This window comes from Comamonas fluminis (genome assembly GCF_019186805.1).
Taxonomy (GTDB): Bacteria; Pseudomonadota; Gammaproteobacteria; order Burkholderiales; family Burkholderiaceae_C; genus Comamonas; species Comamonas fluminis.
This window is the reverse complement of the sequence record NZ_CP066783.1, coordinates 229,015-241,644: the sequence shown is the minus strand read 5'-3', so window position 1 is coordinate 241,644 and position 12,630 is coordinate 229,015. Positions and strand designations below refer to the sequence as shown.

Below are 12,630 nucleotides of genomic sequence, written 5' to 3'. Positions count from 1 at the left end.
TTTCTATGGCACTGAACGATCAAGACATTGCGCGTATCGCCAATCTGGCCCGCCTCGAACTGTCGCAAGACGAAAGTGAGCGCATGCTCGCGCAACTAAACAATTTTTTCGGCATCGTCGAAAAGATGCAGGCTGTGGATACTTCAGGCGTCAGCCCTTTGTCACATCCAGTTGCCGCGATTCAGGACATCGCCTTACGGCTACGTGACGATTTGGTAAGCGAGACCAATAACCGCGACGCCAACATGCAAAACGCCCCCGCAGCCGAAAAGGGTTACTTCCTCGTGCCCAAGGTCATCGAGTAAACGCGCAGGAAGCACAAGAACATGAGCCAAACCGAACTCCACAACCTAAGCGTGGCCGAACTGGCCGCGCAACTGCGTGCCAAGCAAGTGTCTGCCACGGAAGCCGCCCAGCACTTTCTGGCCCGCGCCAAGCAGCACCAGAACCTGGGAGCTTTTGTCTCCATCAACGAAGACACCACCCTGGCGCAAGCCAAGGCCGCAGACGCCCTGATCGCCGAAGGCAAGGGCGGCAAGCTGGCCGGTGTGCCCATCGCGCACAAGGACATCTTCGTCACCAAGGACTTCCCCACTACCGCCGCCAGCAAGATGCTGGAAGGCTACAAGTCGCCGTTTGATGCCACCGTGGTGCGCAAACTGGCCGACGCCGGTGTGGTCACCCTGGGCAAGCTCAACTGCGACGAATTCGCCATGGGCGGCGCTAACGAAAACTCGGCTATCGCCCCCGTAGGCTTTGACGCGGCCCAGCCCGTGCGCAACCCCTGGAACACAGATCGCGTGCCCGGCGGCTCGTCCGGTGGCTCTGCCGCAGCCGTGGCCGCGCGTCTGGCCCCGGCCGTGACCGGCACCGACACCGGTGGCTCGATTCGCCAGCCCGCATCATTCTGCGGCGTCACCGGCATCAAGCCCACCTACGGCCGCGCCAGCCGCTACGGCATGATCGCGTTTGCCTCCAGCCTCGACCAAGCCGGCCCCATGGGCCGCAGCGCCGAAGACTGCGCGCTGCTGCTGAGCGAGATGTGCGGCCCCGATCTGGACCGCGACTCCACCAGCCTGGACTACCCTGCCGAAGATTTCAGCGCCAAGTTGAATGACTCGATCGAAGGCCTGCGCATCGGCATCCCCGCCGAATTCTTTGGCGAAGGCCTGAGCGCCGATGTGCGCACCGCCGTGGACGCTGCCCTCAAGGAATACGAAAAGCTGGGTGCCAAGCTGGTGCCCGTGACGCTGCCGCGCACCGAGCTGTCCGTGCCCGTGTACTACATCCTGGCGCCCGCAGAAGCCTCGTCCAACCTGAGCCGTTTTGACGGCGTGAAGTTCGGCCACCGCGCCAAGGACTACACCGACCTCAACGATATGTACAAAAAGACCCGCGCCGAAGGCTTTGGCGACGAGGTCAAGCGCCGCATCATGATCGGCGCCTATGTATTAAGCGAAGGCTACTACGACGCTTACTACCTGCAAGCCCAGAAGATCCGCCGCATGATTGCCGACGACTTCCAGGCCGCCTTCAAGGACTGCGACGTGATCGCCGGTGCCGCTGCCCCCACCACGGCCTGGGCTATTGGCGGCAAGGCCGACCCGGTGACCAACTACCTGGCCGACATCTTTACCCTGCCCGCATCGCTGGCCGGCCTGCCCGGCATGAGCCTGCCCGCAGGCTTTGGTGAAGGCGGCATGCCCGTGGGCCTGCAGCTGATCGGCAATTACTTCAGCGAAGCCAAGCTGCTGAACGCGGCCCACCGCTTCCAGCAAGCGACCGACTTCCACCTGAAGAGCCCCAAGGGCATTTAAAAATTAATAGCAGCCTGCGCACGTATTTATTGGACTTCAGACTGAAATCGATAAAAAACATGCGCAAGCCGCTTCTCTTTTAGCAGTTAGGACACACAGAACAATGACTGTGAAACTGATCAATGGCTACGAAGTCGTCATCGGCTTCGAGACCCACGCCCAGCTGGCCACCAACAGCAAAATCTTCAGCCGCGCCAGCACCGCTTTTGGTGCCGAGCCCAATACCCAATCCAGCCCCGTGGACCTGGCCCTGCCCGGCACCTTGCCGGTCATGAACAAAAAGGCCGTGGAATGCGCCATCAAGCTCGGCCTGTCGCTGGGCTCGGTGATTGCGCCGCGCAGTATTTTTGCCCGCAAGAACTACTTCTACCCCGACCTGCCCAAGGGCTACCAGATCTCGCAGTTCGAGATTCCCGTGGTGCAAGGCGGTGAAGTCAGCTTCTATCTGGAAGAAGGCAAGGAAAACGTCCTCAAGACCGTGCGTCTGGTGCGTGCCCACCTGGAAGAAGACGCAGGTAAATCGGTGCACGACGAGTTCATCGGCCAGTCCGGCATCGATTTGAACCGCGCCGGCACGCCGCTGCTGGAAATCGTGACAGAGCCCGATATCCGTTCGACTGCTGAAGCCGTGGCCTACGCCAAGGAACTGCACAAGATCGTCACCTGGATCGGCATCTGCGACGGCAATATGCAGGAAGGCTCTTTCCGCTGCGACGCCAACGTGTCCGTGCGCAAGCCCGGCCAGCCACTGGGCACCCGCCGCGAGATCAAGAACCTGAACTCGTTCAGGAATATGCAGATCGCCATCGACTACGAAATCCTCTGGCAGATCGAGCAGATTGAAGACGGCCACAAAATCCAGCAGGCCACCGTGCTGTTCAACCCCGACACGGGCGAAACCCGTGCCATGCGCACCAAGGAAGACGCGGCCGACTACCGCTACTTCCCCGACCCCGACCTGCCCCCGCTGGTCGTCGCCCCCGAATGGGTGGAGCGTGTAAAGGCCGACATGCCCGAGCTGCCCCGCGCCATGGCTGCCCGCTTTGTCGAAAGCTATGGCCTGCCCGAGTACGACGCCACCATCCTGACCCAGAGCCAGGCCGTGGCCGCCTACTTTGAGCAGACCGCCGCCGTGTGCCAGCAGCCCAAACTGGCTTCCAACTGGGTGATGGGCGAAATCTCGCGCCGCCTGAACATGGAAGAAATCGGCATGGACGCCGTCAAGGTATCCAGCGCCCAGCTGGGCGCCATGATTGCCCGCATCAGCGACGGCACCATCAGCAACAACGCCGCAAAGCAGGTGTTTGAAGTGCTGTGGACCGGTGAAGGCAACGACGTAGACGCCGTGATTGAAGCCAAGGGCCTCAAGCAAATGAACGACAGCGGCGCGCTGGAAGCCATCATTGACGAAGTGATCGCCGCCAACCCCGGCAACGTGGAGCAATACCGCGCTGGCAAGGACAAGGCGTTTAACGCCCTGGTCGGTCAGGTGATGAAGGCTTCGAAGGGCAAGGCCAACCCCGGTCAGGTCAACGAGCTGCTCAAGGCCAAGCTGGCCTGAGAGCCAGCAGTTTTGTGACAGGCAAGTCTCCCAAAGACGCGCCTGTAAGCCCAGATAATGGGAACACACTCTAAAGGCCGCAGGCAGCACATGCCTGCGGCCTTGTTATTTGCCGCGCCCCTGCCCTGCGCCGCCCGCCCCGGAAAAATTCTGTGATCTTCTCGAACGCCCCCCTCATCGAATCCGAAAAAGAGCGCAACCTCTGCACCAAGTTCTTTGCAGGCTACTTCTTCAACGAATTCACGGCCGGCTATGCTAAGCGCATCGTCCAGTTCAACCGCTACATCCAGGAAGTCTCGGGCCGCGACGACCTGGCCCTGCAAAGCCTCAACGTCTCGTTCGACACCCACGCCTACCTGTGCCACGAGCGTCTGCGTAGCAAGCTCAGCGACGTCCTTATCAGCGACCCTGCCCGCCAGGTCTTTCTGTTCATTGAAACCAAGTACCTGAGCAACTGGACCTACGCCGCCGACGTGGCCAAAGGTCTGGAGCGCCTGGACAAAGTCTTTGATGCCGAGAAAAAGCCCCATCTGGCCGATGCCCGCCAGCACTACTTTCTGCTGACCTCCCGCCGTAAGGAAGAAGCGGCTGACCGCCCTGTGCGCCATTACACGCCCGTCAGCACCACCAGCTTTGTGCCCACTGCTCCCGTTGCTGCTGAAGCTATTGCGGGCGATGGCGCCGCGCCTGCCGCCAAGGACGCGTTCACCAGCCTGCTGTACTGGGAAGATCTGGCGCAGATGTGTGATCGATCAGAAGTGCGGCAGTACATGGAGGCGCGGTTGAAGCTGTGTGTGAGCAGTTCACGGAATCAGCATAAGGCGGGGTATTTTTTGCCGGGAGCGTGATAGTGTATCTTGCTCACCAAACCAATTGTTACTTCTGATAAATTAGCTTCCTCCGGGAGGCTTTTTTATGCACATAAAGTTTTTTAATTGGATTTTTTCAAACTATCCAGAGGAATCAGAATTCAAAGATGTTAATGATAAATTTCTTAGAACCTTGAGAGTCACTGCACGCTGTAGATTCAATGCATCAAGACGAATATCAATCAAGAGTAAATTTTCATTTTTTACAAATACCATTTTTTCATTAGGTCTGATATTAATACCTTTGCTGCAAATGGCTCAAATATCCAAGAACTTTTCCCCAGAAGTTCTTGCCAGTATGCAAGTATTTCTTGCCGTCGCGGTTTTGGTCTACTCAATGAACCTGAATAGTGCCCAGTATGACTTGCGAATACAAGAGCTTTTAAACTGTGCAAATGAAATCAAAAAACTTATCAGAAACATCGAGGAAGATTTAAAAAATCAACCTATCAAAGATTTAAAAGAGTACAAGAAAGAATACTCATTAATCTTAGAAAAAGTAGAAAATCATGAGAATTGTGATTTTTTTCTTTCTCAACTTGAGATGCCTCTTGACTATAAGTTCACAGGTATAAAAAGAGTTATCAAAAAATTCAAGGCGAATTTTCAAAAATTTTCGCCACTTCTTCTCCCCGCATCACTCCTTTTCTTTGAGGCCATTTTTATTCTTGATATGGTCGATGCAACAAAAATTTTGACCTCCTTGCACTCTTCGTAAATGACCAAGCCTCATCCTAGTCAGTGGCATTTGTAATTAAATTGAATTTACTTCCAATTTCTGATTACGGAAAGTGCTATTGATTTGATACCGAAGCTATCCCGTACCCGGTATTGCCCCTTGTGACCACGCCTGTGACGCCAAGTTCTTGGGGCTGGCAGTTGCACCGCAGAGTGCAACTGCATCGTGATCATTTCTGCGGCAACTGTTTGAACGGAGAGCGAAGCTCGAAGTGAGTTTTGCCGCACAGCCACAAGAGCTTGGCGGCGCAGGTTGCCCGCAGCGAAGCGAAGGGTCGGGGGCATCGGGGCAGGTGTTCTTTGCTTACTTTCTTGCACCAGCAAGAAAGTAAGTCGGCATGGCGGGCCGAGACCCGCCTCCTGCTCACAAATCAAGCATGCCATTCGCTTCGCTCATCGCCCTGGCTGACGAATTCATATGAGCTAAATCAGCCTCTAGCCCAACCACAGCAAGCGCAGGCAGCTATCAAATAAAACGTCTGCTTTGTCGCCAGCGACAGAGGCCGGGTCTCGCCCCGGCAGGCGAGGTACTTTCTTTTGCTTCGCCAAAAGATAAGTACCCAAAGAAAAGGCGACCCGACTTCCTGCGTCCCTTCGCTGCGCTACGGGCAAACCTGCGTCACGCAATTCACTCTGCGGTGCCGCCGAACTCGCTACGCGGCACGCCGCTCCGCTCAAACAAGCGGCGGCAAGTCAGAGCACGAAGCAACGCTGTCCTGCGGCAGCGTTGCCCGCAGCCTGAACCGCGTGCCGCAGGCGCATCCACACGGGATGGAGCGGGTGCGGACGGCCTGCGAGATAGATGATGAAATTGGCTTCTAGCCCAATCACTGATTGCGGTCACAGCTATTAAAATAGATAAAGAAGCTATCCCGCACCCGGTATTGCCCCTTGTGACCACGCCTGCGACGGCAAGCTCTTGGGGCTGGCGGCTGCACCGCAGAGTGCAGACGCTTCGTGATCTGACTTGCGGCAACTGTTTGAACGGAGCGCCAAAGGCGCGCAGTGAGTTTTGCCGCACAGCCCCAAGAGCTTGGCGGCGCAGGTTGCCCGCAGCGAAGCGGAGGGTCGGGGGCATCGGGGCAGGCTCTTTGCCTACTTTCTTGCGAAGAAAGTAGGTCGGCATGGCGGGCCGAGACCCGCCCTCTGCAATCAACTCAGGCATATCGCCAAAACAAAAATCGAGCCAAATCTGCCTCTAGTCCAACCACATCAAGCGCTAGCAGCTATCAATTTCACCAAGCTACGCTTACATAAACCCCAGGTAAAGCACACACCAAAGTCACACAAATCTGCGCAAAATCCAGCCCACCGCTGCACCACGCATCCCTCCCATGCTCTCCAAGCTGCTCAAAGCCCTGCTCTTGCTGATTGCCCTGTGCGCAACGATTTATCTGGGCATCTGCGGCTATATGTTTGCGCAGCAGCGCAGCATGATTTATCAGGGGGACAGCACGCAGGTGTCTGCGGATACGACGAATTTTTCGCTGCAGCGCGATGGGGTGCTGCTGCGTGGCTGGCAGTTGAAACCGGTGGATGGCAGGGCACGCGGGGCAGTGATTTACTTTGGTGGCAATGCCGAGAACATCGAGCGGCGCCTGCCAAAGCTGGCGCAGACTTTTCCCGACAGCGATGTCTATTTGCTGGCCTATCGGGGCTATGGCGCCAGCGAGGGCACGCCGACGCAGGCCTTGCTGGAGCAGGATGCCGTGGCGCTGTTCGATGAGGTCAAGCGCCTGCACCCGCAGCAGCCGGTAACGGTGATTGGGCGCAGCCTGGGCACGGGTGTGGCTTCGGCGGTGGCGGGGTTGCGTCAGCCCGATCAGCTGGTGCTGGTGACGCCTTTTGACAGCATGCTCAATACGGTGCGCGGCATGTACGACTGGCTGCCGGTGAAGCTGCTGCTGCGCGACCCGTTTGATTCTGCGGCGCGGCTGCAAAGTTATCAGGGGCCGATTCTGGTGCTGCGTGCGGGACGCGATCAGGTGGTGGAGCCTGCGCGCACCGATGCGCTGCTGGCACAGCTCAAAAGCAAGGCGGTGCAGGTGCAGGAATTTGCGCAGGCCAATCACTCGACGATTTTTCGCGAATCGGGCTTCTGGGCCAGCATTGCGCAGTTTGTCAGCGCCCATAAAAAAGAGGCCTGAGAGCATGCTCTGAAAGGCCTCTTTCGCTGGCCCCGCTTGCGCGGGCAGCTATGAATTTCAGCTTTGGCTGGTCAGGTCTTTGACCGTCGCCACAGGGCCGTTTTTCTTGACCGATTCAATGCCTGCATCCCGCGAAGCGGCAGATGCGTAGAGCTGGCTGGAGCCAATGACCTGGTGGTTGGCGGCCTTGAGGTTGAAGTGTTCCTTGCCATTGCTGGCGGTCTTTTTCTCGTAGCGCTCGTCCAGAGGGCTGTTGGTCTGCACCGAAGCAATGCCGTTTTCCGCCGAGGCGCGGGTTTTGTACAGCTCGCTGGTGAGGATGATCTCGCCATTGCCCGCTTTCAGCACAAAGCGGTACTGCTCATCTTTGCTCTTGCTCAACTCGAAATAGGCAGCCATGAATTCTCCTTGGGGTTGCAAAAGCGGCACTGGGCCACAGGGGAAGAAACACTATAAGCGTTTGCTACAGAAGTCTGGCGACAGCCTTGTGACGCGGCATCAGGCGCAGATGGCTGCGCACGATTGAGTCAGAATTTGTAAGCTGAGTGTGTCTAAATGCTTCCTGCGAACACGGTGTTTATCGCTGAAGTTGCGATGAACACTATCTTTGTCGCTATCAAAAATTCAGTTTAGCCTGCGGCATTTCTGCCCTCGCCATCTTGATCGCCGACAAGAACTGGGCCATAACGTGATTAACTCCTTTAATCAATGTCTGCCCCGGAGTTGCAAAACCAAAACTACACCACTCTGCTCTTATGAACCCATCCCAGCTGCTGGCAAGCGTTGCCGAGAACATGGACAGAAGCTCCATGCGGTATGCGCTGTTTGATCCAGTCACGCTCCAGCCGCTGTTTCTTTCCGCCACGCTCAAAAAATGGCTGCAGGCGCATTCACTGTCTCTGGGCATGCAGACGCTGGAATCGCTTCCCGAAGTGCACCGCACCCTGCAGCAATGTGCCAAGCAGCGCCAGGAGCGGGAACTGATCGTCTCGGCCCTGAAAGTGCAGCTGCGCATCAGCCCTTTCATGCAGGGAAACGAGCTGCTGGCCCTGCAGTGCTTTGCGGTGGAAATGCCCGCCCCGCCCAAGGCAGACCGCCAGCGCAATCTGCACGAAAAGCTGCTGCAGTTCATTGACCGCACTGCGCTGCATGTGTGGCTGTACAAGCCCAATGGAGAGATTTACTGGTTCAACGAGGCACTGCAGCGGTATCTGTTTGGCGAGCATCCCACCGAGGAAGAGCTCAAGGAAAAGCGCTGGATCACCTCGGTGCACCCCAACGACATTACGCGCACCAACTCCTGGTTCATGGACTTCATGCTGCAGTCCGGCGATTCCGGGGTGGATTACCGCCTCAAGCGCCATGACGACAGCTACCGCTGGTTCTACAGCACCGCCATCAAGGTGATGCGCGACGACGATCAGCTGGCCTATGTGATGGGGCTGTCCATCGACATTGATGACTTCAAGAACAAGGAAGCCGCGCAGGCACTGGCGCTGGAGCAAATGCGCCTGGAAAACCAGCTCAACCTGGACAAGATGCTGCATGTGCAGCAGGAGCTGATTACGGTGCAAAAACGCGAGCTGGTGGACCATCTGGCCAGCGGTGTCTCGCACGATCTGAACAACTTGCTGTTCATCATGAACCTCAACAGCAATATGCTGAAAAAGCGCATTCATGACGAGCAGGCACTGTCGCACCTGGACTCCATTCACAAGACCATCAAGAAAGCCGGCCGTCTGGCCAGCCAGCTGGTGACCTTCAGCCGCCGCAAGCCCCAGAGCGCCGTGGTGGTGAACCTGCGCGAGGTGATTGACGATATTGACGACCTGCTGCGCAACACCGTGGGCCCCGGCGTGCAGCTGACGCTTTCCGTGGCGGAGGGAACTGCCTGCGTCAAGGTCGATAGAAATTACTTTGAAAACGCGCTGATCAACCTGGCCATCAATGCCCGCGACGCCGTAAGCGCCAAGGGGCAGGTGGATATCAGCATCTACAACCAGCCGCCAGAGCCGGGCAGCGCACCGCAGGTGGTGGTGCATGTCAAAGACAACGGCACAGGCATGAGCGATGCCGTGCGGGCGCAGATTTTCCAGCCCTTCTACACCACCAAGGCCGATGGCAAGGGCACAGGCCTTGGCCTGCCCATGGTGCAGGGCTTTGTGCGCCAGTCCAACGGTCATATCGAGGTGCAGTCCGAGCTGGGCAAGGGAACCAGCTTCTTCATCCACCTGCCTTGCAGCGATGAAGCAACCGCACCCGGCCTGCCCGTGCCTGCCGACAGTCTGCGCGGCGATGAGTCGCTGCTGATTGTGGAAGACGACACCGATGTGCGCGACGCCCTTGCACTGGCTTTGCTGGGCCTGGGCTACCGCGTGACCACCGCGTTCAGCTGCGATCTGGCGCTGCAATATCTGCGCTCTGGCATGAAGGTGGACCTGATTCTGTCCGATGTGCGCATGTCCGGAGAGATTCAGCCCCCCGACCTGCTGCAGCGCCTGAAGGCAGATAAGCGAAAGACTCCGGTGCTGTTCGTCACCGGCCACGGCCCCGCCGAAGTGGAGTCACTGGGCCTGCGGGATGAGGCAGAACATGTGCTGTTCAAGCCCTTTTCCATCGACGAGCTGAGCCACAGAATCCGCGCCATTCTGCAGTCCCAGTGCAAGAGCAGAGATCCGCAGCTCACGGTCTGAATCAGAACCAGCTTTGCACCCGGGCCAGCCAGCTGCCCTGCTCACTGCCCTTGCCGCTGCTGAAGTCGTGCACCATCTTTCCCTGGGTGTCGATCAGCATCAGCGGCTGGGCTGGGCCGCTGCGCAGGTAAAAGCCCTGGCTGAAGCCATCGGCCTGTAGCGTGGGGGCTTCCAGCATCAGCTGGGGAACCCGGTCCACAACTTCTGTCCAGAGCACCTGCAACGTGTCGCGGGCCACGATATCCAGTACCGCTCCATCGCTCCCATCAATGCTCTGCGGGGTATAGATCACCAGCGCCGCACGCGCATTGCTGGCCAGTACACGGGCATCGCGGCGCGCCCGCATGGGAATCGGCACGCGCATCTGAAAAAAGCCGGGCGTGCGGGCATCGGCGGCGCGCAATGCAAAACCGTCGCCTATGGGCTGAAACTGCTGCACGTTCATGGTGTCGCTGTTCCAGCGGTACAGCGGCAGCCGGGGCTGGTGGCGCATCTGGGTTGTGCCACCTTTGAGCCCGTAGCTGACCAGATAGGACAGCGATGCATCTGACGAGTCCGCGCCCCCCACCGGAGCCAGGCCAAAGCTTTGCCAGTTCTCGGTGTAATGCTCTGACTCCTGCGCAAACTGCGCCAGCGCCTGGCTTTGGGGCATGAATTTGCCAGCCTGCAGATTCAGGTAATAGCTTTGACCGTCGTTCCCCTGCACACGCAGCGCATCCGGCCATTCCTCGCCCTGCACCGCCAGGCTTTGCACACCTGCGGGCAGCAAACCCTCAATGGCGGCTGTCTGGTCGTGCCAGCGGGCCTGCGGCGCATCCAGACACCAGAACTGCCGCGCCTGCAGCACCATGCAGAGGTTGCCGCTGGCATAGCGCAGAAATTCCACCGTCTTCTCGGTCTCATCTGTCGTCAGAGGAAAGTCCTGCAACTGGCCCACGCGCCGACCGTTGTCCAGCCTGTCCAGCACGGTTTGCAGCGACCTGCCTTGTTCGGTGTAGCGCTCAAACACCCGCAGCAGCGCGGGCGGGTTGCCCAGGTCGATCACCGTGCTGGCCAGCAAATGCGGCACGGCGCCCGCCGGAGTGCCCGCAGACTTGCGCCATGAAGCCAGCCACGACCCCACCCCAATCAGTAGCGCGCTGCCGATAACGACGGTTGACAGCCACTTGAACCAGCCCAGCAGCTTCTGCGTGCGCTGCGCTGTCAGCGCCTCTGTGCTCCAGAGCTGCTCACGCGGCACCACCACATGGCCATGCTCGCTGAACTGGGCGCCGCAGCTCAGGCATTCATGCCAGCCAAGGCGGCCCGAGACTTGGCGATGTGCATGAACGCCGCAGTTCGGGCAGGAGCGGTGATTGATCAATCCCATTACTGTTTTATTCAGTGTTTCAGGGCTGAAGCCCTTGTTTTAAAAGCGCTTGCAGATATCAATTGAATAGCATCAACTGCGCTTGGGGCTGAAGTCGTGCAGGATCTGCCCCTGGTTATCAATCAGCAGCGCCGGTGTTCTGCTGTCCGAGCGCAAATAAAAGCCTGATGGCAAACCATCCGCAGACAGACTTCCGCCCGTGCCGGTAATCTGCGGCAGTTGCTCCAGCGTGCGGCTCCACACCACCTTGCCACTGCCAGCATCCAGCAGTTGCAGCACACGGCCCTGGTCGGTCACCGGCGTGGTGTTGAAGACCAGCAGTACCCGTTGCGCGTTCTGCGCCAGCACCACGCCGCGAAAACGCTTCTGTACCGGCTCCACCAAACTGAGCTGGGTGACGCCAGACTCCTGCAGCGGCCTGAGCGTCGCCACCCAGTCGGGGGTGATGCTTTGATAGTCGGCAGGAAGCAGCTTGACCAGCTCCTCTTGGCTGGACTGCATGCTCAGCTCCGGCAGCTTCAGATATTCACCAACACGCACTTTCTGCGTGTAGCGCACCAGTAGGCTGGGCGAGCTGGCCGCGCCGCTCAGGTCGCCAATGCCGTCCAGCGCGGCAAAGGCATAGCCCTGCTGCGTCTGGCTGTAGCTGGCAAAGGGGCGCTGGCGAAAATCGTCGTAAAGGCGCGCCAGCGGCAGAATTTGCCGCGTCAGCCAGTACACGTAAAAGCGCTCGCCCGCATTGTTGGTCACGATCAGGGCATCAGGCTTGTCACGGCTGGCCAGCTCGATGCGCGAAACACCGGTGCCCAGTTGCTGCGCATGGCGGTTGACCAGTTCATCGTCCAGGCTGATGAACCGCGCAGTGCCCGTATCCAGCCGGAACAGCTTTTGCCCATTCATGATGAGCATGACGCTGCCATCCGAGAAATGCGCCAGCAGCGGCTCTTGCGACAGCGTGGTGCGCTGGTAGCTCAGCGCCACAGGTTCAGCCAGCTTCTTACCGCTTTCCAGGCTGTTGATCAGCAGCTGATAGTGATCGTCGCGTCCGTCCGACTTTTCCAGCACACGCACCACGCTGAACTGGCCCGCCGCGCTTTCATAGACGGTGGATGCCTGCAGCTGCCCATGGTCCGGCGCGGAAGGGATGGCCGAGCGAATCAGGCTCCAGAGCAGCGGCGCCACCATGGCCAGCACCACCACAGCCGCCAGCCCCAGCGCCAGATATTTGGCGTTTTTGAGCTTTTCAAACTGCCCCTCATCCATGCTGTGGATGACGCGCATCTCCTTGGGCGCATTGCTGTCACTGAGCACAAACTCCGTGCCGCAGGCACCGCAGGCAAACAGATTGGGCGTGCCCGCCACCTTGGTGCAGCGGCCCGATCCGCATTGCGGGCAGACAAGGGTTTTGATCTGTACGGCCATGTCTTATGGGTTCT

10 protein-coding genes are annotated in these 12,630 nt (G+C 58.5%); 7 read left to right on the top strand and 3 right to left on the bottom strand.

Annotated features, from left to right (window positions below):
- Positions 1–5 precede the first annotated feature (5 nt).
- The 6 genes from gatC to JDW18_RS01345 all read left to right on the top strand — a co-directional run bounded on the left by gatC (position 6) and on the right by JDW18_RS01345 (position 7,132).
- Positions 6–305 (top strand): Asp-tRNA(Asn)/Glu-tRNA(Gln) amidotransferase subunit GatC, encoded by a 300-nt coding sequence (gene gatC / locus JDW18_RS01370; RefSeq protein WP_218241999.1) that lies wholly within the window; start codon positions 6–8, stop codon positions 303–305.
- A gap of 21 nt (positions 306–326) precedes the next feature.
- Positions 327–1,817: an Asp-tRNA(Asn)/Glu-tRNA(Gln) amidotransferase subunit GatA gene (gene gatA / locus JDW18_RS01365; RefSeq protein ID WP_218241998.1), complete on the top strand. Its 1,491-nt coding sequence runs from the start codon at positions 327–329 to the stop codon at positions 1,815–1,817.
- Positions 1,818–1,920: 103 nt separating this feature from the next.
- Positions 1,921–3,378 carry an Asp-tRNA(Asn)/Glu-tRNA(Gln) amidotransferase subunit GatB gene (gene gatB, locus JDW18_RS01360; protein WP_218241997.1) on the top strand — a complete coding sequence of 486 codons (1,458 nt, stop codon included), beginning with the start codon at positions 1,921–1,923 and terminating at the stop codon, positions 3,376–3,378.
- A 152-nt stretch (positions 3,379–3,530) separates the two neighbouring features.
- The gene (locus tag JDW18_RS01355) at positions 3,531–4,226 is read left to right on the top strand and encodes an excinuclease ABC subunit A (protein WP_218241996.1); all 696 of its coding nucleotides are present in this window, start codon (positions 3,531–3,533) and stop codon (positions 4,224–4,226) included.
- 67 nt (positions 4,227–4,293) lie between these two features.
- On the top strand, positions 4,294–4,965 hold the full coding sequence (locus JDW18_RS01350; protein ID WP_218241995.1) for an SLATT domain-containing protein: 672 nt from the start codon (positions 4,294–4,296) through the stop codon (positions 4,963–4,965).
- A gap of 1,354 nt (positions 4,966–6,319) precedes the next feature.
- The gene (locus JDW18_RS01345) at positions 6,320–7,132 is read left to right on the top strand and encodes an alpha/beta hydrolase (protein WP_218241994.1); all 813 of its coding nucleotides are present in this window, start codon (positions 6,320–6,322) and stop codon (positions 7,130–7,132) included.
- Positions 7,133–7,189: 57 nt separating this feature from the next.
- On the opposite strand, the gene JDW18_RS01340 is transcribed toward JDW18_RS01345, so the two are convergent.
- On the bottom strand, positions 7,190–7,531 hold the full coding sequence (locus JDW18_RS01340) for a YegP family protein (protein WP_218241993.1): 342 nt from the start codon (positions 7,529–7,531) through the stop codon (positions 7,190–7,192).
- A gap of 356 nt (positions 7,532–7,887) precedes the next feature.
- Here JDW18_RS01340 and JDW18_RS01335 point away from each other — a divergent pair, with 356 nt between their 5' ends.
- Positions 7,888–9,825, top strand: coding sequence for a hybrid sensor histidine kinase/response regulator (locus JDW18_RS01335; RefSeq protein WP_218241992.1), 1,938 nt, complete (start codon positions 7,888–7,890; stop codon positions 9,823–9,825).
- A 1-nt stretch (position 9,826) separates the two neighbouring features.
- On the opposite strand, the gene JDW18_RS01330 is transcribed toward JDW18_RS01335, so the two are convergent.
- Both JDW18_RS01330 and JDW18_RS01325 read right to left on the bottom strand, forming a co-directional pair.
- Positions 9,827–11,194: a transposase gene (locus JDW18_RS01330; protein ID WP_218241991.1), complete on the bottom strand. Its 1,368-nt coding sequence runs from the start codon at positions 11,192–11,194 to the stop codon at positions 9,827–9,829.
- 72 nt (positions 11,195–11,266) lie between these two features.
- The gene (locus tag JDW18_RS01325) at positions 11,267–12,616 is read right to left on the bottom strand and encodes a hypothetical protein (RefSeq protein ID WP_218241990.1); all 1,350 of its coding nucleotides are present in this window, start codon (positions 12,614–12,616) and stop codon (positions 11,267–11,269) included.
- Positions 12,617–12,630: the final 14 nt, after the last annotated feature.